Raw genomic sequence first — 19,133 nt, 5'->3', positions numbered from 1 at the left:
GTTTGTCCCGGGATTCCGGGGCCAAGTCCGGTACCGTTGCCTCTATGGCGACTCGTACTTCCCCGGGCCCCAGTGGTTCACAGCAGTCGCGCGGTAAGAACACCTCGGCTGCTGCGCGTTCAACTTCGGGCCGAAGCGGTGCTAACAAAAGCGGTGGCAACACCCGGCAACCGACCAAAAAGCAGCCTGTGCTGCCCAGCGACACCGGGTCCGGTGACTCCCTGCCGCTGCCCCTGCGCGTCCTGAGGGGACTGTGGATGGGCACCGCCCACATGGTCGCGTCCGGCATCCGCAAGTTCGGCCACGATGTCCACCCCGAGAAGGAGTTGCGTCGGGACGGCACCGGCCTGTTCCTGATAATCCTCAGTGTGGCTGTTGCCGCCGTCGAGTGGTGGGCCCTCACCGGACCCGGTGCCGACGTGGTACACGCGGTCTCCGCTGGCACCTTCGGCTGGATGGCGCTGCTGGTGCCGTTCATGCTGCTGATCGGTGCCGTCCGCCTGTTCAGGTACCCCGAAAACCACCGGGCCAACAACCGGGTGGGGATCGGCATGACCATCGCCCTGTTCGCGGGCTCCGGTATCGCGCACTTCTCCGGCGGGGCTCCGGCCCTCGCCGACGGCTTTGAACGGCTCTGGCAGGCCGGAGGAGTGGTCGGTTTCCTGGTCGCCGGTCCGCTGAGCGGCCTCCTCACCATTTGGCCGGTGATTATTCTGCTGAGCGTGCTGATCTTCCTGAGCGTGCTGATAGTCACCGCCACCCCGTTCCGTCACATTCCGTCCCGGCTCCGTGCCCTCTATGAGCACCTGATGGGGCAGGACCTGATCGAGAAGGACCGGCAGCATGGGAACGGGTCGGCTGACGACAACGCGACCGAACAACATGACCAGAGCTACCTCGACCAGCGGCACTCGGCGCCCGCCAGGAAGCCCAAGCGGAAAATGCGGCTCTTCGGCCGGGACAAACCGGCCGGGCCGACCCAGGCCGAACTGGACGGCTACGTCGGCGACGAGGCGTTTGAACGCGCCGTCCTCGATGACGAGGACGGCCCGGACGAGGCGCAGCGCAGCCTCACGTCCCGCCAGGCGGCCGCCCGCGACACTGCAGCCGTGCCGGCCGAGCCGCGGGTCCCGCCCGGGGTCCGCCGCCCTACCCAGCAGGAACGTGCCACCGAGAAGATCAAGCAGGAACATGGCCTGATCCCGGACGGCGGCAGCGACGCGCACCCGGCCACCGAGGCGATGGCGGTCCTGCCCACCGCCGCGCCGCATGTCCCCTCGACGCCCGTCCAGCCGCAGGTTCCGCCCACCCCCATGCCGCAGCGCACCGAGCAGCTGCAGCTGGCAGGCGACGTCACCTACACCCTGCCGCCCTCCGATTACCTGCCCGCCGGAACTCCTCCCAAGGAACGTTCCGAGGCCAACGACTCGGTGGTCGCAGCCCTGACCCACACCCTCGACCAGTTCCACGTCGACGCGAAGGTGACCGGTTTTTCCCGAGGTCCCACTGTCACCCGCTACGAGATTGAGCTGGCGCCGGGCACCAAGGTGGAACGCGTTACGGCCCTGTCCAAGAACATCTCCTACGCCGTCGCGAGTTCCGACGTCCGGATCCTGTCCCCGATTCCCGGCAAATCGGCGATCGGCATCGAAATCCCCAACACGGACCGTGAGACCGTGTCGCTGGGCGATGTGCTGCGCTCCGGCAACGCCCGCAAGACCGACCACCCGATGGTGATGGGCGTCGGCAAGGATGTGGAGGGCGGCTTCGTCGTCGCGAATCTGGCCAAGATGCCGCACCTGCTGGTCGCTGGTGCCACCGGTGCTGGTAAGTCGTCGTTCGTGAACTCGATGATCACCTCCATCCTGATGCGTTCCACCCCCGATGAGGTGCGCATGGTCATGGTGGACCCCAAGCGGGTGGAACTCACCGCCTACGAGGGTGTCCCTCACCTGATCACCCCCATCATCACCAGTCCCAAGAAGGCCGCCGAGGCGCTGCAGTGGGTGGTCCGTGAAATGGACACCCGCTACGACGATCTGGCGAACTACGGCTACAAGCACATTGACGACTTCAACAAGGCGGTCCGCAACGGGAAGGTGGTCCCGCCCGAAGGCTCCAAGCGCGTGGTGCGCCCGTATCCGTACCTGCTGGTCATCGTCGACGAGCTCGCCGACCTGATGATGGTGGCGCCACGCGACGTCGAGGACTCGATCGTGCGCATCACCCAGCTCGCCCGGGCCGCAGGTATCCACCTGGTGCTCGCCACCCAGCGGCCGTCCGTCGACGTGGTCACCGGCCTGATCAAGGCAAACGTGCCCTCCCGGATGGCGTTCGCGACGTCGTCGGTCACTGACTCCCGGGTGGTCCTGGACCAGCCGGGCGCCGAGAAGCTGATCGGCCAGGGCGACGCCCTCTTCCTGCCGATGGGTGCCTCCAAGCCGATGCGCGTCCAGGGCGCCTGGGTCACCGAATCGGAAATCCACCGGGTGGTTGAGCACGTCAAGGGCCAGCTGAAGGCCAACTACCGCGAGGACGTTGCGGTCGAGGCGCCCAAGAAGCAGATCGACGATGACATCGGCGACGATCTCGATGTTCTCCTGCAGGCTACCGAGCTGGTGGTCACCACCCAGTTCGGGTCCACCTCCATGCTGCAACGCAAGCTACGGGTCGGGTTCGCGAAGGCGGGCCGGCTGATGGACCTGCTGGAGTCCCGCGGGGTGGTGGGCCCTTCCGAGGGTTCGAAGGCCCGCGATGTGCTCGTCAAACCGGATGATCTGGCCGGGGTGCTCGGCGCCATGCGTGGCGACGGGCCAATCTCGGTACCCGACGAACCGGCGGCGGGTGCCGGTGCCTCCGGCGCGCCGATCGATCTGGTGGCCGACGACCTCGAGTCCCGCCGCCAGGCGGGTCAGTACCATGACGGATCGGACGACGACGATGACGGTTCCACTGACGCCTGGAGCCTCACGGGAAGGTAGCCTAGTGCCGTGAGTATTCCTCCGGCCCAACAGGTCCCCACCCTGAACATCGCCAACGTCCTGACGGTGGTGCGAATCTTGCTGGTTCCGTTCTTCATCTGGTTCCTGCTCCTCGACGAGAGCGCCGACGACGGGTCCGGTGGGTTGTTCCGCTGGCTCGCGGTGGCGGTCTTCGCGGTCGCCATCTACACCGACAAGCTCGACGGCGACCTGGCACGGAGTCGGGGATTGATCACCGACTTCGGGAAGATCGCCGACCCGATCGCCGACAAACTGCTGATCGGTGCCGCCCTGATCCTGCTCTCAATCCTCGGGGAACTCTGGTGGTGGGTCACCATCGTGATCCTCGTCCGCGAACTCGGTATCACCGTGCTGCGGTTCGCGGTCATCCGGTACGGCGTGATGCCCGCATCACGGGGTGGGAAACTCAAGACTGTGATCCAGACGTTCGCCATTTTCCTGTACCTGCTCCCGCTGGCCGGGCTGGTCGGCGAATGGTACAACTGGCTCGCGGTCGCGGTGATGCTCGCGGCCGTCGCCGTCACCGTCGTGACCGGTCTGGACTACATCGTCCAGGCCATCCGGTTGCGTCGGAGCGCCCGCGCGTCCGGGCAACCGGGCGACCCGACGTCGTAACCGCGACGCCGATGCCCAGCTCCTTCCCCGCCGGGCCCGCTGCTGAGGTGGTCCGGCTGGCAACCGGCCTTCGCCTCACCCTCGCGACCGCCGAATCCCTGACGGCCGGCATGGTGTGCGCCGCGCTGGGCGCGGTGCCCGGTGCTTCGGCCGTGCTGCAGGGCGGGGCCGTGACCTACCAGAACGACATCAAGGTGGGTGTGCTCGGCGTCGACCCCGCGGGGCTTGCCACCACCGGTGCCGTGGACGCCGACGTCGCCCGCCAGATGGCCGACGGAGCGCGCCGGGTCTTCGGTGCCGATCTCGCAGTCTCCACCACCGGCGCCGCTGGTCCCGAACCCCACGGCGGCAAGCCGGTGGGGACGGTGTTTGTCGCGGTGGCGTCGGCGGACGGCACCAGCGTTCAGGAGTACCTGTTCGACGGCGACCGGGAGACTGTGCGTGCCCTCGCGTGCGGCGCCGCCCTCGAACAGATGGCTGCTCTGTTACGGGCACGGGTCCGGGCGCAGGACCCCGGGAACAAAATGTAGGACCGAACAGTTATCATTACTGTCAGCCATTGAACAGGTTGGCAGCTTAGGCTTGAAACTACCAAGCCGGTCCAGCTCCCTAAGGAGACACCGGATCAAATGCAACGAGGGAGCATGGCGATTCAGATGGTAAAGCAACCCGTATCCATAAACGGCGTAGTCCGTTGGCGGGATGTGGGGTTGGCGGAAGATGCACAGCGCAAGCCGAAGGAGCGCAAAATGGTAGTGCTACGCCATGAGATCGGCGATGTCCTGCGGGATGTCCGCCAGCGGCAGGGCCGCACGCTGCGCGAGGTTTCGCACAGTGCTCGAGTCTCACTCGGTTACCTCAGTGAGGTGGAGCGGGGCCAGAAGGAAGCATCTTCGGAGCTCCTGTCCTCCATTTGCACGGCGCTCGACGTTCCGTTGTCCCTCATGCTCCGCGAAGTCAGCGATCGTCTCGCAGAAGCTGAGGGCGTCTCAGTACCCGACACGGTGCCCCAGGAATTCGCCCGCGCGTTTGTTGGCGACCTTCCGGATGATCTGTCCGACGATTTCAGCCGCGGTCTGGCAACGACCAACCGTTAGGCCCGAAGCAGTATTCTCAGTACCTAAACGCAGCCCGCCGGGGTCATCCCGGTGGGCTGTGTTGTGCGTTCCGCCTACCAGTTGTCCTTGGTGTAGGTCTCGTTGAGCTGGGCGATCAGGGTGCCCAGGGTGGTGAGATCCTTGACATCCCAGTCCTCCATCAGATGATGGAACGCCTCCTTGCGGGCCGTCTGGGCTGTCACGAGCTGCTTCGACCCGGCAGGGGTCAGCGTGATCGACTGGGCCCGGCCATCCAGGGGGTCGGCTTCCTTCTGTACCAGCCCGAGCTGTTCGAGCATGGCGATCTGTCGGCTGACCGATGGCTTCCCGACGCCGATGCTCGCGGCGATGTCCGTGAGGCGCATCGCCCCCTCGCGTTGCAGGATCACCAGCAGCCCGTAGGCGGCAGGTTCCATGTCCGGGTGAACACGCCGGGCAACCTTGTAGGAGTTCGACCGTGCCCTCCGCCAGAGCATGCTCAGTTGTTGTTCAAGCGCCTGAATGGCAGTGTCTACGGCGGGGTCGGCTTCTCGGTGCTCGGCTGTCATGTGGTTCATTCTATGGTTTCCGACACAATCGCCCACCAATGGGGTCCAAAAGTGCCACTCCGTGCCGTCGAAGGACGACCGGCTCCGGGGAAAATGAGAGGATGACCAGATGCGTACCAGTGCCTTTTGGCGGCTTATGGATGACGAGTTCGGCGGCGGATACTCCCGCACCCTGGCCCGCACCATCGTCCTCGCCGGTCTTGGCGGCCGGACGCCCGAGGAGGCCCTTGCGGCAGGGATCAGCCCCCGCGAGGTCTGGACGGCGGTCTGTGACCTGCAGGATGTCCCCCAGGAGCGGCGCCTGGGCAGGGATATCACCCCGAAGTAGTCCCGCCGGAGCCCTGACACGCCGCACCACGTTATTCGAATATTTGTTCGGGTAGGACTATCATTTGATAGAGACGGTGGTCGTGGTTATCCACATACGCCGTGAAGCTTCTCAATTTGTCAGTGCCCCGGGCTACCGTCGAATTGAACACGAAAACGGCCGCTACGGCCACAATCAACTGAGGTGAAGAATGGCCGCACCAGCAGACCGCGAGAAAGCTCTCGAAGCAGCACTCGCGCAGATCGACAAGCAGTATGGCAAAGGTTCGGTGATGCGTCTGGGCGATGAGGTGCGCGCCCCCATCGAAACCATCTCCACCAGCTCCATCGCACTGGATGCCGCGCTGGGCATAGGCGGACTTCCCCGGGGCAGGGTCGTCGAGATTTATGGACCTGAGTCCTCGGGTAAGACCACCCTGGCGCTCCACGCTGTCGCCAATGCACAGCGCAACGGCGGCATCGCGGCATTCATCGACGCTGAGCACGCCCTCGATCCCGAATACGCCAAGCGGCTCGGCGTCGACACCGACGCACTCCTGGTCTCCCAGCCGGATACCGGCGAGCAGGCGCTGGAGATCATGGACATGCTGATTGGTTCCGGCTCGATCGACGTGGTGGTGATTGACTCGGTTGCGGCGCTGGTGCCCCGTGCTGAGATTGAGGGCGACATGGGCGACAGCCACGTGGGTCTTCAGGCACGACTGATGAGCCAGGCGCTCCGGAAGATCACCGGCCGTCTTGCCCAGAGCAAGACCACGGCGATCTTCATCAACCAGCTGCGCGAGAAAATCGGTGTGTTCTTCGGTAGCCCGGAAACCACCACGGGTGGCAAGGCGCTGAAGTTCTACGCCTCCATCCGCATTGATGTCCGTCGGATTGAGACCCTCAAGGAAGGCGCGGTGCCGGTGGGTAACCGGACCCGGGCCAAGGTGGTCAAGAACAAGATGGCACCGCCCTTCAAGCAGGCCGAGTTCGACATCCTGTACGGCTACGGAATCTCCCGTGAGGGTGGGCTGATCGACGTCGGTGTGGAGAACGGGCTGGTGAAGAAGTCCGGTGCCTGGTTCACCTACGACGGTGACCAGCTGGGTCAGGGCAAGGAAAACGCCCGGAAGTTCCTGCTGGATAACCCGGACCTGACCGACGAGCTGGAACGCCGCATCAGGGAGAAGCTGGGTGTGGGCGCTGCCGCCGAGGACGCAACCGTTGAACCCAAGGCAAAGGCGGAGCCCAAGCTGAAGGCGGTCAGCGGAGAGAACCGCTAGGCAGCCGTGCCTTTCGGACAGAACAGCGGCAAGGGGTCCTTTGGGCAAAGCTCCGGCAAAGGATCCTTCGGGCAAAGCTCCGGCAAGGGATCCTTCGGGCAGAGTAGCGGGCTGGGAGCCAAGCGCACGTCCGGGGGAACCCGAAAGACCACGGCTGCTAAGTCCCCAGGCCCAAAGTCTCCAGCCCGAAAGTCGTCTGCGCCAAAGGGGGATGGCGGGGGAGCCGCAGACGCGGACCCCTACGCCATGGCCCGGTCGATAGTCCTGCGCCAGCTCACCTTGGCACCGAAGAGCCGGCACCAGCTCGCCTCCAAACTAGCGGAGCGGGAGGTGCCGGACAAGGTGGCAGCCGCGGTGCTGGACCGGTTCGAGGAGGTCGAGCTGATCGATGACGCCGAGTTCGCCATGATGTGGGTGCGGAGCCGCGCAGCGACACGGTCGCTGGCACGCAGCGCCCTGAAGAGGGAACTGGCCGGGAAGGGAATCCACGGGGACCTTGCCGAGGACGCGCTGGCCCAGGTCAGCGACGACGAGGAGCGGGAGGCCGCCGAGCAGCTGGTACGCCGCAAGTACCGCCCCCTCGCCAGCGCCGGTGACCGGGCCAGCCGTGACAAGGAAACCCGGCGGCTGGTGAGCATGCTCGCCCGGAAGGGCTACAGTCCGTCCCTCGCCTTCGGGGTGGTGAAGGCTGTGCTCGACGATGTGGCCGAGCGTGAGGACGAGTACGAGAACGAGGGCTTCGACGCGGTGGCCAGCGACAGCTCGGAGCTCGATTTTCGGTAGGCCAAGCCAGGGCAGACTCGGTTTGGCCAGGCCAGGCCAGATCCGGCGCAGGTCGGGCCGCCGGTTCGGGTGCCGGGCCTGCACGCACTCCCCGATGCGCCGCGCCGTTACCCATTCGTTCCCTTAATCCGCCGGGTGAGGTATGGCGGACCCAGATCGCCGAACTGTAGGCTGAACATCCTTATGATCGGGCTGGGGCGCGGGGTGACTGCTGCACGGACGGGCGCTGGTGCAGCGTTGGCCGTGCTGGCTCTTGGCGCCTCGCTCCTGACGGCCATTGCCCCGGCGGCCGCGCAGGACTTTCCCACCTGGGAGGAGATCCGCGCCGCCAAGGACAACACCTCGGCCAAGCAGGCCCAGGTCGTCGAGATCGAATCCCTGCTGGATGGACTGCAATCCAACTCAGCCGAATTGGGAGACGCTGCGGTGCACTCGGCCGCCGAACACGCACAGGCCGCCCAGGAGCTGCGCGCGAGTGAGCGGCTCTCGGATACCCTCGCCGTCCAGCTGGCCGGCGCCGAAGCGGAATCGGAAGACCTGCATCGGGCTGCGGGCGCCGCGGCCGCCCTCTCCTACAAGACCGGAAGCGCCAACACGGGCATGCTTGTCCTGCTGGATCCTGAGGGGGCCATGGACCTGCTCGACCGCATGATGGTGCTCGAAAGGGTGACCGACCGCGCCGCTGGGTCCTACAGCGACGCCGTTGCAGCCGAACGTGAGGTTGAGTCCCTCAGGGACCAATACGACGCTGCCACCGACCGGCACCGGGAACTTGCCACCGAGGCCGCCCAACGGCTCACCGACGCCCAGGAGGACGACACCGCGGCGCGGGCAGCGGTGCAGGAACACCAGTCACGGTCCGCCGAGCTGTTCGAACAACTGGCCGAGCTCAAGGACACCACCGCCAGCCTGGAAGCCGAGCGCATCACCGGGCTGGCGGAACAGGCAGCCTTCCTCGAACAGCAGGCGGCGGCCGAGGCAGCCGCCAAGGCACGTGAGGCTGCAGCTGCTTTATCGGCCACCATCGCCCCGCCCCGCGCTCCGGCACCCCCAGCCGTGGCGGCCCCAGCGCCACAGCCGACGCCCGCTCCACGCCCCACCCCGCCTGCGCCCGTTCCGACCACACCAGCACCTGCTCCCGCTCCGAGGCCGGCACCGGCCCCCGCCCCAGCGCCCGCTCCCAGGCCAGCGCCGGGCCCAGCTCCCGAGCCGGTGCCCGCCCCCGCGCCCGCCCCCGCGCCGGCGCCCGGCCCGCTTGTTGACGACCCCGCCGGCGCCCAGGCCTACGCTTCCTCGCGCCTACCCTCCTTCGGTTGGGACAACGGCCAGTTCCAATGCCTGGTCAGCCTGTGGAACAAGGAATCCCGCTGGCTGACCAGTGCCAACAACCCCTACAGCGGGGCGTACGGGATACCGCAGTCGCTGCCCGGCAGCAAGATGGCCAGTTCCGGCGCCGACTGGCGCACCAACTACCGCACCCAGATCGAATGGGGGCTCGGGTACATCGATGGCCGCTACGGGTCCCCGTGCGCCGCCTGGCAGCACTCCCAGCGCGTCAACTGGTACTAGACGCCCGGATCGGCTGAGATCCGATTGTGGGGGTCGGCCGGGCGCACGTACCCTTAACAGGTGAGTCTCATTACCCCCACCCTTCCCCCCGGTCTCCCCGCCACGTCGGCGGGCGCGGCTGAAGCCCCGACCTCGGAAGTAGGGCGCACCTACGAGGTGCGCACCTATGGCTGCCAGATGAACGTCCACGATTCCGAGCGGATCTCGGGCCTCCTGGAGGACGCCGGCTATACCGCTGCCACCGACGCGCAGGCCGACGTCGTCGTCTTCAATACCTGCGCGGTGCGGGAAAACGCGGACAACAAGCTGTACGGCAACCTGGGGATGCTCGCCTCTGTGAAGGAAACCCACCCCGGCATGCAGATCGCCGTCGGGGGATGCCTGGCCCAGAAGGACCGCGAAACCATCCTGGCGAAGGCACCCTGGGTCGACGCGGTCTTCGGTACCCACAACGTCGGTGCACTTCCCGCTCTCCTGGAGCGGGCACGCCACAACAATGAGGCGCAGCTGGAGATCCTCGAATCCCTGGACGTCTTCCCCTCCACCCTTCCCACCAAGCGCGACGCCGTGTACTCCGGCTGGGTGTCCATCTCTGTCGGGTGCAACAACACCTGCACCTTCTGCATCGTGCCGGCACTGCGCGGCAAGGAGCGCGACCGGAGGCCAGGGGACATTCTCGCTGAGATCGAAGCGCTGGTCGCCGACGGGGCCATCGAGGTAACGCTGCTCGGCCAGAACGTGAACTCCTACGGCGTAGAGTTCGGCGACCGGGGGGCCTTCGCAAAACTACTCCGCGCGTGCGGCAGCATCGAGGGCCTCGAACGGGTCAGGTTCACCAGCCCCCACCCGGCGGCGTTCACCGACGACGTCATCGACGCGATGGCTGAAACGCCCAACGTGATGCCCCAGCTGCACATGCCCCTGCAATCCGGCTCCGACAGCGTCCTGAAGGCCATGCGCCGTTCCTACCGGTCCACCAAGTTTCTGGGCATCCTGGACCGGGTACGGGAAAAGATTCCGCACGCCTCAATCTCCACGGACATTATTGTGGGGTTCCCCGGCGAAACGGAGGAGGACTTCCAGGGCACGCTCGACGTCGTCGAGAAGTCCCGTTTCGCGACCGCCTTCACCTTCCAGTACTCCAAGCGTCCGGGCACCCCCGCCGCCGACCTGCCCGGGCAGATTCCCAAGGCCGTGGTGCAGGAACGGTTCGAGCGGCTCACCGCGTTGCAGGACCGCATCGCCGCCGAGGAGAACGCGATGCAGCTGGGGCGCAGCGTCGAGCTGATGGTGACAGCCCAGCAGGGCCGCAAAGCCAGCGAGACCCACCGCCTGTCCGGGCGCGCCCGCGACCAGCGACTGGTCCACTTCTCGGTACCCGACGGCGTCACGCCTCCCCGGCCGGGCGACCTGGTCACAGTCACCGTCACCGAGGCGGCAGCATTCCACCTGGTCGCCGACCCGGCGACCGCGGCAGACATCCAGATCAGGCGGTCACGGGCCGGCGATGCGTGGGATAGGTCACAGGCCGACTCCTGCGGTGCGCCCACTCCCGGCACGACCTCGCCAGGTGCCGCAGTATCGCTGGGAATGCCCACGCTCCCCGTCCGCGGCGCCTAGCGTTGCCAACCACCGAGCCCACCGGTCCGCCCCTGGTCGCCGTCGTCGGTCCCACCGGGTCCGGCAAGTCCTCGATCGGCATCGATCTGGCCCGCAGGTTCGACGGTGAGATCATCAACGCGGACTCCATGCAGTTCTACCGCGGCATGGATATTGGCACCGCCAAGGTGACCCTTGAGGAACGGCTCGGGGTCCCGCACCATCTGCTCGACACGCTCGACGTGCGGGATGAAGCAAGCGTGGCCGCGTACCAGGAGCAGGCGCGGGCGGCGGTCGACGACATCCGCGGGCGCGGCCGGATGCCGATCCTGGTCGGCGGATCCGGTCTCTACCTCCGGGCGGCCCTGGACGTCCTGGAATTTCCGGGCACGGATGCAGCCATCCGCACCCGGTTGGAGGATGAGCTTGCCCGCGCGGGAGCCGACCCCCTGCGCGAGCGGCTGGCCGACGTCGACCCGGTGTCCGCGGGGCGGGACCTCGACCCACGGCGCCTGATCCGCGCACTCGAAGTCCATGAGGTCACCGGCCGACCGTTCAGCTCCTTCATGCCGCAACGCCGGTACCACCAGCCGGCACTGCAGATCGGCCTGCAGGTTGACCGGGCTCTGTTGCGGGAACGGCTCGCCACCAGGGTCCACACCATGGTGGACAACGGATTACTCGACGAAGTCGCCACCCTCGACAGCCAGGGCCTGCGCACCGGCCGCACCGCGTCACGGGCCCTCGGCTACGCCCAGTTCCTGCGCGTCCTTGACGGGGAGTGGACCGCAGACGAAGCAGCCAGTGACACCATCGACGCCACCCGACGCTTCGCCCGCCGACAGCTCACCTGGTTCCGGGCCGACCCGCGCATCACCTGGCTCGATTGGGAGGACCCGCTCCTCGCCACCCGGGCCGCAGATCACATCCGGCACACGTTAGGCCTATCCTAGAGTGGTGACTACACGACCCGATGCACTCCTTTCCCCCGCACCCAGCGCCCTCGCGGGGGTGGCCTTCACCAAGGGGCACGGCACCGGCAACGACTTCATCCTGGTCACTGATCCCGACGGTGAATTACAGATCCGTCCCGACGACGTCGTCGCCGTCTGTGACCGGCACCGCGGGATCGGCGCCGACGGGCTGATCCGGGCCATCAGGTCCCACCATCTGCCCGAGGGACGCGCGCTGCTCCAAAGCGACCCGTCCGCCGAATGGTTCATGGACTACCGCAATGCGGACGGTTCGCTCTCCGAGATGTGCGGCAACGGCGTCCGGGTGTTCGTCCACCTGCTGGTCTCCACCGGGCTCCTCACCCTCGCCGAGGGTGCAACGGCGTCCATTGCCACCCGCGGTGGCATCAAAGTGGTGGAGCGTTCCGCCGACGGCTACTCGGTGGACATGGGCCCCTGGGAGTTTATCTTCCCGGGGGAGGCGGCCTCCAGGGCCACCGATTCGCTGGTGGAGACCGACGGGCTGGAGGTGCCGCGGCCGGCCCTGTCCATCAGCATGGGCAACCCTCACACGGTGGTCGCACTCGCCGAACCCTCCGAACTGGATGCCGCGCGCCTGTTCACGCCCCCACTCGTCGAGCCAGCCCCCGTTGAGGGGACCAACGTCGAGTATGTGGTGCCCCACGACCCGCTCGTTCACGACGGCGTCGGACGCGTCCGGATGCGGGTCCACGAGCGGGGCGTGGGGGAGACCCTGTCCTGTGGGACCGGGGCGTGCGCCGCAGCGGCAGCCACCCGGTTCTGGGCCGGTGCAGGGGCCCCTCTCGCCTGGAGCGTCGACGTGCCGGGCGGCGTCGTCGGGGTCCGTTTCCATGCGGGACCCGAGGGACGCGAACACGTGAGCCTTAGCGGGCCGGCCGTCCTGGTGGCAACCGGGACGTTCCTCTAGGCCGGTCTAAGCCGGCCGGTTATCTCAGGAACTGAGCCGCTCCACCTGGATGATCCTGAAGGACTTCGAGGAGGCAGTCCTCGACACCTCGTACCCAACTCCCAGCTGATCGCCCAGCCACTTCTGCAGGGAATCCGCGCCGAGGTTCTTCTGCACCACGAGGAAAGCCGACCCGCCCGTGGAGAGCCGGGGGAGCCACTTCAGCAGCAGCGCATGCAACTCGTCCTTGCCTACCCGGATCGGTGGGTTTGACCAGATCGTGTCGAAGGTGGCTCCGGCGTCCACCTCTTCGGGGCGTTGGGCGACGACGTTGCGCAGCCCCAGCAGTTTCGCGTTCTCGGCAGTGAGCGCCAGGGCGCGTTCGTTCACATCGACGGCAACCACCTCGGCGTCGGGCGCCTTCAGAGCAAGGGTCAGCGCCAGTGGCCCCCAGCCACAGCCAATGTCCAGCATGCGGGTGCCCTCGGGGTCGGGCGCCTCAGCCAGGAGAATGCGGGTGCCCTTATCGAGGCCGTCCGCGCTGAAAATGCCTGACGAGGTCACCAGGGTGCGCTCCACTCCGGCCAGGACCGTGCGGAGCGGCTTTCGGATTTCCGGGCCGGACGGCTGGGCGCTGAAGTAGTGGGAATCCATAACAAACCAGCGTAGTCGAGCACCCGGCCCTTTCACGTATGACGTAACCAACGGGACCGATGGGCGACCCCAGGGGCTCAGCCTCCCCACCAGCCGACGCCCTGGGCGTCGTAGACGAGATCCGCTGCGACGGAACCGAGGGGCTCGGCCACATCATAATCCGCCATGTCACGGCCCGCCTCGACCGGGTCGTCGACCGAAAGGAACGACCGGCCCCTGATCAACCCGGCCTGCTGCCCACCGGGGGACAGATAGACGATCGAGATGGTGTCCCCGTCAACCCACGCGTCGTCGACCCGTACCTGCTCCCATTCCGTGGGACCGCCATCCCGCAACCGTTCCAGGCAGGACAGGAGCACGGTCTCCAGCCAGGAGGGCGCTGGCAGGGCGCGAAGCTCCCGGATCAGGGAGTGATGGCGGGCCGAATACATGCCGAGATCCTATCGTTGGCAGCCCGGGACCACGGCAACCCGGCGGGCCGGTGGAACAAATGACCGATTGCGCGCTCAGTGAATTGCCTCACCCGATCCGCGGGTGGGCGACTACCATTGAAGGACACCACTTTAGGGAGCGTATGTCCACGAGTAACGGGGGACCGGCCACGCCGGAACCGGAGATTGGCCCAGCCGAGATCCAGGCAGTCATCGACAGGATCCTGGCGAAAGACGAAGCAGCGTCCGCGAAGGCAGCGGGCAACCGATTCGCCAGCGCCGCGACAGGGCAGGATCATGAGCGGTCGTCCTACGACGGCGATCAGCAGGATCTTGAGGAGCGTCGCGCACTGCGGCGCGTCGCGGGACTGTCCACCGAGCTGGAAGACGTCACCGAGGTCGAATACCGGCAGCTCCGCCTGGAGCGTGTGGTGTTGGCTGGACTGTGGAGCGAAGGCACCGCTGAGGATGCCGAAAACTCGTTGCGGGAACTGTCAGCCCTAGCGGCCACCGCCGGCTCCGAGGTGCTCGACGGGATCGTCCAGCGCCGTCTCAAGCCGGACCCCGGCACCTTCCTCGGCTCGGGCAAGGCCCAGGAGCTCAAGGATATCGTGGTGGCTACCGGTGCAGACACGGTGATCGTCGACAGCGAGCTTTCGCCCTCCCAGCGCCGCGGTCTGGAGGACATCGTCAAGGTCAAGGTCATCGACCGGACCGCCCTCATCCTGGACATCTTTGCGCAGCATGCCAAGTCCCGCGAGGGCAAGGCCCAGGTGGAACTCGCCCAGCTCGAGTATCTGTTGCCACGGCTGCGTGGCTGGGGCGACTCGATGTCCCGGCAGGCTGGTGGCCAGGTGGGTGGCGCCGGTGCGGGTATGGGTTCCCGTGGCCCCGGTGAAACGAAAATCGAACTGGACCGTCGGAAGATCCGTACCCGGATGGCGAAGCTGCGTCGGGAAATCAGCGGCATGTTGCCGGCCCGGGAAACGAAGCGCGCGAACCGCCGTCGCAATGAGATTCCGTCGGTCGCGATCGCCGGTTACACCAACGCAGGCAAGTCCTCGCTGCTGAACCGCCTGACCGACGCCGGGGTGCTCGTGGAGAACGCCCTGTTCGCCACCCTCGATCCCACGGTTCGGAAGGCGGAAACCGCCGACGGACTCGGCTACACCCTGGCCGACACGGTCGGGTTCGTCAGGTCGCTGCCGACCCAGCTGGTCGAAGCGTTCCGGTCCACGCTGGAGGAGATCGCCGATTCCGACCTGATCCTGCACGTCGTGGATGTCTCCCACCCGGACCCGGAGGGCCAGATCGCCGCCGTCCGCGAGGTCCTCGCCGAGGTCGACGCCCGCAAGGTCCCCGAGATCATCGTCCTGAACAAGGCCGACGCCGCAGATCCGTTTGTGATCGAGCGCCTGCGTCAGCGCGAACCACGGCACGTGGTGGTCTCGGCCCGCACCGGGCAGGGCATCCCCGAGCTCCTGGAAGCCATCAGTGCCGCCATTCCCCGCCCCAGTGTGAAGCTGACCCTTCTGGTGCCCTATGAGCGCGGCGACGTCGTGAGCCGCCTGCACCAGTCCGACGCCGAGATCCTCAATCTCGAGCACATGGAGTCGGGAACCCGGCTCGACGTGATGGTGCGCGAGGGTCTCGCCGCTGACCTGGAGGAATTCCGCCAGCATGCCTGAGAGCGGCGCCACCGGGCCGCTGGAACTCCTCGATGCCGCAGTCGAAGCCATGGGTGGTGAGAACCGCACCGGCCAGCACGAGATGACGCAGCGGGTCGCCGAGGCGCTCAATTCCGGCGACCACCTGCTGGTCCAGGCGGGAACGGGTACCGGCAAGTCTCTGGCCTACCTCATTCCGCTGATCTCCCACGCCCTGACCCACGACAAGCCAGCAATCGTGTCGACGGCGACCCTCGCCCTCCAGGCTCAGATAGTCGGCCGGGATGTGCCCCGGCTCCTGAAGGCGTTAAACGGCAAACTGCCGCGCCCGGTGGACGTTGTCCTCCTCAAGGGCCGCGGGAACTACGTCTGCAAGCACAAGACCGGCGGCGGCTTCCCTGAGGAAGGGGCCCCCGACGCGCTCTTCAGCCTCGGTGAGGACACCGCTGCACCCCACCCGGCGGCAGGCCCGGCCACACCGCTGGGCCGCGAGGTGGTCCGGCTCCGGGAATGGGCGGAGGACACTGAGACGGGTGACCGCGACGAACTTACCCCTGGCGTCAGCGAGCAGGCCTGGCGTCAGGTGTCGGTGAGCAGCATGGAGTGTCTGGGAGCCCAGAAATGCCCTGTTGCAGCTGAATGTTTCAGCGAGCGGGCCCGGGCGAAGGCGGGGGACGCCGACATCGTCATTACCAACCACGCCATGCTGGCCATCAGCGCGTTCGAAGGGCTGGCCGTCCTGCCCGAGTACGACGTGGTGGTCATTGATGAGGCACACGAACTGCATGACAGGGTCACGGGCGCGGTCTCCGGGCAGCTTTCGACCGGCATGATCTCCGCCGCTGCCTCAGCGGCGCGCCGACACCTGTCAGTGAGCGCTGAACCCCTGGATTCAGCGAACCGCTTCTTCGAGTCGACGGTCGAGGGCATCCCTTCCGGCCTGATGGCTGCAGGCCTCACCGAGGACCAGGAATCCGCCATCACGCAGGTCCGTGAGGCCTGCCGCGCGGTGCTCTCGGATGCGAAGGGGGATGGCCCAACCCCGGCGGACGGTGGCCGGCAGATGGCCAAGTCCCATGTCATGGCGGTCTTTGAACTGTGTGAACGACTGCTCACCGCGACCCCCGCTGGGGAAGTGCTGTGGGCGTCACGGCCCAGCACCTTCTCTCCGGGTACCGGGTATTCGCAGCCTGACGACACTGCGCCCGCCACGATCAACATTGCGCCGCTCTCCGTCGCAGGGAAATTGCGGGAGGGGCTCTTCGCCGACCACACGGTGGTGCTGACGTCGGCGACCCTCGCCATCGGTTCCGAGTTCGGACCGGTCGCCGGTTCGCTGGGGCTTGCCGGGGCGTCTGCGCCCTCCTGGACCGGGGTCGACGTCGGCAGTCCGTTCGACTACCCGAAGCAGGGCGTGCTCTACGTGGCGAAGGATCTGCCCAAGCCTGAGCGTGGCACCTCGCCGGCCCAACTCGATGAGCTGGAGGTGCTTCTCAAGGCCTCCCGGGGTGGGGCACTCGGGTTGTTCTCGTCCCGCCGCGCCGCGGAAGAAGCGGCAGAGGCGCTGCGACCCCGGGTCGACTTCGACATCCTGTGCCAGGGCGACTCCTCGATGTCCGCCCTGGTCAAGCAGTTTTCCGATGAGCCGGACACCTGCCTGTTCGGCACCATGTCGTTGTGGCAGGGAGTGGACGTGCCCGGCAGGTCCTGCCGACTCGTGACCATCGACCGGATTCCGTTCCCCCGGCCCGACGACCCCCTGATGACAGCCCGGACGAGGGCGGTGGCCAAGGCTGGCGGCAACGGCTTCATGAGCGTTTCCGCGACGCATGCGGCTGTCCGGCTCGCCCAGGGCGCCGGACGGCTGATCCGCGCGACCGAAGACAAGGGGGTGGTGGCGATCCTGGACTCCAGGCTGGCCAACGCACGGTACGGCTCGTTCCTACGTGCCGCACTTCCCCCGTTCTGGTCCACCACCGATCGCGCGACGGCGCTAGGGGTCCTGGAGCGTCTGGCTGGCGAGCCCCGCTAGAGGGCGCGCATCACCGAGACGACCTTGCCCATAATGGTGGCCTGATCGCCGAGGATCGGCTCGTACTGGGTGTTCTGCGGCAGGAGCCAGGTGTGGCCGTCACGCTGGCGGAACGTTTTCACCGTCGCCTCGTCGTCCAGCAGTGCTGCCACGATGTCACCGTTCTGGGCTTCCTGCTGCCGACGGACCACCACCCAGTCGCCGTCGCAGATCGCCGCGTCGATCATTGAGTCCCCATAAACGCGAAGCATGAACAGGTCGCCGTGGCCCACCAGCTGCCGCGGCAGCGGCATGACGTCCTCGACCACTTGGTCCGCGAGGACGGGCCCACCAGCAGCAATCCGGCCGACCATGGGAACCATTGCAGCGTCAATGGCACCGCCGATCTCGGTTGGAGCTCCCGCAGCGGTCCCAGCGGCGGCGCCCTTCTGGTCGTGATCAAGGGTGAGGGGCAGCAGGATCTCCATCGCGCGGGGCCGCTTCGGATCCCGCCTTAGGTACCCCATCCTTTCCAGCTGCGAGAGCTGGTGGGTGACGCTTGACAGGCTCGCCAGCCCCACCGTGTCTCCGATCTCGCGCATGGACGGGGGATAGCCGTTGGTGCCGATCGCCCGCTGGATGGTCTCCAGGATTTTCTTCTGCCGGACGGTCATTCCCTTGGGCACCTGCCGACCCCGGGGGCGGCCACGGGCGGGGAGGGCCGTGGGAGCCAGGTCGGAGGTCTGTTCATCCAGTGGTCCGTCGGACTCTTTCACGGTCGCTGTCCCTTCGATAAGAATCCAGGTGACCCGGCGGATCCTGATGTTTTCAGGGGCCGAGCTTATTTTGTCAGTGGCGGATGATGTGCTGATTTCTGCTGGAACCAAACCATCATCCTTGCCCTAACGGTATGGGAGTTAGGACACGTTTTCAAACATTTGTTCGATCGTGTCTCGACAAAGTTCGTCAATGAGTGCTAAAAATAAACAAGCAGTAATTCGAAGATAAGTTCGAACAAAACGGGTTCACCCGGTTTTACAGTCGAACAGGATCCCCGGCCCGTTGGCCGGGCCCGGCCGCAGCGCCGGGATCGAATGGACTGATTCGAGTACAGAGAGGTGTATCCATGTCTGTCATCACCACACACCAAGATTCCCCCGCCCGTGACACCAGCCGCGCAAAACTGCGGCTCACCCGCCGCGGCAGGCTCCTGTTGGTCGGCCTGCCGATCGTGCTGCTGGCATCAGCCGCCCTCATGTTGTCCGGCTTCTTCAACTCCCCGGCGAAGGCCTCCAGCGAACACGGTGAATTCACCCAGACCGTCAGCGTGAGCGTAGCCTCCGGCGAAACCATCTGGCACCTGGCCACCGAGTTTGCTCCCGAGCGGGACCCACGCGACGTCGTGGCCGAGATCGTCGAACTGAACAGCCTCAGCACCTCGGTACTGCAGGCTGGGCAGCAGCTGGATATCCCGTCCGGACGGTGACCCGCAGCACCCTCGCAGAAGCACCCTCGCAGCGCAATTCACTGCCGGCCCGTCAGGTCACTGCCGGCCCGTCAATATAGCCAACCCGGTCCGCCAGCTTTCGGCCGCCGACGCGGTGCGCCAACGGTTGTGCGCTTACCTGCCAACATGGACTTGCCTGTCAGCGTGGCCTTGCAGGTGGTAGCGCGGACTTGCAGG

The 19,133-nt window shown here is 66.6% G+C and carries 18 protein-coding genes; 14 read left to right on the top strand and 4 right to left on the bottom strand.

Going from position 1 to position 19,133, the window contains the following annotated elements; all coding sequences use genetic code 11:
* The first annotated feature begins 44 nt into the window (after positions 1 to 44).
* The 4 genes from H4V95_RS13040 (at position 45) to H4V95_RS13025 (ending at position 4,714) form a co-directional block, all read left to right on the top strand.
* The gene (locus H4V95_RS13040; RefSeq protein ID WP_209730832.1) at positions 45 to 2,981 is read left to right on the top strand and encodes a DNA translocase FtsK; all 2,937 of its coding nucleotides are present in this window, start codon (positions 45 to 47) and stop codon (positions 2,979 to 2,981) included.
* 9 nt (positions 2,982 to 2,990) lie between these two features.
* The gene (gene pgsA, locus H4V95_RS13035) at positions 2,991 to 3,617 is read left to right on the top strand and encodes a CDP-diacylglycerol--glycerol-3-phosphate 3-phosphatidyltransferase (protein ID WP_209730831.1); all 627 of its coding nucleotides are present in this window, start codon (positions 2,991 to 2,993) and stop codon (positions 3,615 to 3,617) included.
* Between the two features lie 11 nt (positions 3,618 to 3,628).
* Positions 3,629 to 4,147, top strand: coding sequence for a CinA family protein (locus H4V95_RS13030; RefSeq protein ID WP_196866285.1), 519 nt, complete (start codon positions 3,629 to 3,631; stop codon positions 4,145 to 4,147).
* Between the two features lie 126 nt (positions 4,148 to 4,273).
* The gene (locus H4V95_RS13025) at positions 4,274 to 4,714 is read left to right on the top strand and encodes a helix-turn-helix domain-containing protein (RefSeq protein ID WP_192477265.1); all 441 of its coding nucleotides are present in this window, start codon (positions 4,274 to 4,276) and stop codon (positions 4,712 to 4,714) included.
* Between the two features lie 74 nt (positions 4,715 to 4,788).
* Here H4V95_RS13025 and H4V95_RS13020 read toward each other — a convergent pair whose 3' ends face one another.
* On the bottom strand, positions 4,789 to 5,262 hold the full coding sequence (locus H4V95_RS13020) for a MarR family winged helix-turn-helix transcriptional regulator (protein ID WP_196866284.1): 474 nt from the start codon (positions 5,260 to 5,262) through the stop codon (positions 4,789 to 4,791).
* Positions 5,263 to 5,371: 109 nt separating this feature from the next.
* Between H4V95_RS13020 and H4V95_RS13015 the strand changes: the two genes are divergently transcribed.
* The 7 genes from H4V95_RS13015 to dapF all read left to right on the top strand — a co-directional run bounded on the left by H4V95_RS13015 (position 5,372) and on the right by dapF (position 12,707).
* Positions 5,372 to 5,590, top strand: a complete 219-nt coding sequence (locus H4V95_RS13015) for a DUF3046 domain-containing protein (protein WP_196866283.1) — start codon at positions 5,372 to 5,374, stop codon at positions 5,588 to 5,590.
* 190 nt (positions 5,591 to 5,780) lie between these two features.
* Complete coding sequence (gene recA / locus H4V95_RS13010; protein WP_196866282.1) at positions 5,781 to 6,854, top strand: recombinase RecA; 1,074 nt, start codon at positions 5,781 to 5,783, stop codon at positions 6,852 to 6,854.
* Between the two features lie 246 nt (positions 6,855 to 7,100).
* Entirely contained in the window at positions 7,101 to 7,637 is a 537-nt protein-coding gene (locus H4V95_RS13005; protein WP_209730830.1) for a regulatory protein RecX, read from the top strand.
* Positions 7,638 to 7,841: 204 nt separating this feature from the next.
* Positions 7,842 to 9,206: a lytic transglycosylase domain-containing protein gene (locus H4V95_RS18430; RefSeq protein WP_312884036.1), complete on the top strand. Its 1,365-nt coding sequence runs from the start codon at positions 7,842 to 7,844 to the stop codon at positions 9,204 to 9,206.
* A gap of 60 nt (positions 9,207 to 9,266) precedes the next feature.
* Positions 9,267 to 10,826, top strand: a complete 1,560-nt coding sequence (gene miaB, locus H4V95_RS12995) for a tRNA (N6-isopentenyl adenosine(37)-C2)-methylthiotransferase MiaB (protein WP_395939841.1) — start codon at positions 9,267 to 9,269, stop codon at positions 10,824 to 10,826.
* A gap of 2 nt (positions 10,827 to 10,828) precedes the next feature.
* The gene (miaA, locus tag H4V95_RS12990) at positions 10,829 to 11,758 is read left to right on the top strand and encodes a tRNA (adenosine(37)-N6)-dimethylallyltransferase MiaA (RefSeq protein WP_209730829.1); all 930 of its coding nucleotides are present in this window, start codon (positions 10,829 to 10,831) and stop codon (positions 11,756 to 11,758) included.
* Between the two features lie 4 nt (positions 11,759 to 11,762).
* On the top strand, positions 11,763 to 12,707 hold the full coding sequence (gene dapF, locus H4V95_RS12985) for a diaminopimelate epimerase (protein WP_209730828.1): 945 nt from the start codon (positions 11,763 to 11,765) through the stop codon (positions 12,705 to 12,707).
* A gap of 24 nt (positions 12,708 to 12,731) precedes the next feature.
* On the opposite strand, the gene H4V95_RS12980 is transcribed toward dapF, so the two are convergent.
* The gene (locus H4V95_RS12980) at positions 12,732 to 13,340 is read right to left on the bottom strand and encodes a class I SAM-dependent methyltransferase (protein ID WP_196866279.1); all 609 of its coding nucleotides are present in this window, start codon (positions 13,338 to 13,340) and stop codon (positions 12,732 to 12,734) included.
* Positions 13,341 to 13,417: 77 nt separating this feature from the next.
* Entirely contained in the window at positions 13,418 to 13,771 is a 354-nt protein-coding gene (locus H4V95_RS12975) for a hypothetical protein (RefSeq protein ID WP_209730827.1), read from the bottom strand.
* Between the two features lie 143 nt (positions 13,772 to 13,914).
* Between H4V95_RS12975 and hflX the strand changes: the two genes are divergently transcribed.
* Positions 13,915 to 15,459: a GTPase HflX gene (hflX, locus tag H4V95_RS12970; RefSeq protein WP_196866277.1), complete on the top strand. Its 1,545-nt coding sequence runs from the start codon at positions 13,915 to 13,917 to the stop codon at positions 15,457 to 15,459.
* Positions 15,452 to 17,470, top strand: coding sequence for an ATP-dependent DNA helicase (locus tag H4V95_RS12965; RefSeq protein WP_209730826.1), 2,019 nt, complete (start codon positions 15,452 to 15,454; stop codon positions 17,468 to 17,470). The genes hflX and H4V95_RS12965 overlap by 8 nt, the downstream gene beginning before the upstream one ends.
* Here H4V95_RS12965 and lexA read toward each other — a convergent pair.
* On the bottom strand, positions 17,467 to 18,123 hold the full coding sequence (gene lexA / locus H4V95_RS12960) for a transcriptional repressor LexA (RefSeq protein ID WP_245346162.1): 657 nt from the start codon (positions 18,121 to 18,123) through the stop codon (positions 17,467 to 17,469). The genes H4V95_RS12965 and lexA overlap by 4 nt on opposite strands.
* A gap of 452 nt (positions 18,124 to 18,575) precedes the next feature.
* Between lexA and H4V95_RS12955 the strand changes: the two genes are divergently transcribed.
* On the top strand, positions 18,576 to 18,935 hold the full coding sequence (locus tag H4V95_RS12955) for a LysM peptidoglycan-binding domain-containing protein (protein ID WP_196866275.1): 360 nt from the start codon (positions 18,576 to 18,578) through the stop codon (positions 18,933 to 18,935).
* Positions 18,936 to 19,133: the final 198 nt, after the last annotated feature.

The organism is Arthrobacter sp. CAN_C5 (genome assembly GCF_017875735.1).
Taxonomy (GTDB): Bacteria; Actinomycetota; Actinomycetes; order Actinomycetales; family Micrococcaceae; genus Arthrobacter_D.
This window is presented reverse-complemented; position numbering and strand designations above follow the sequence as displayed.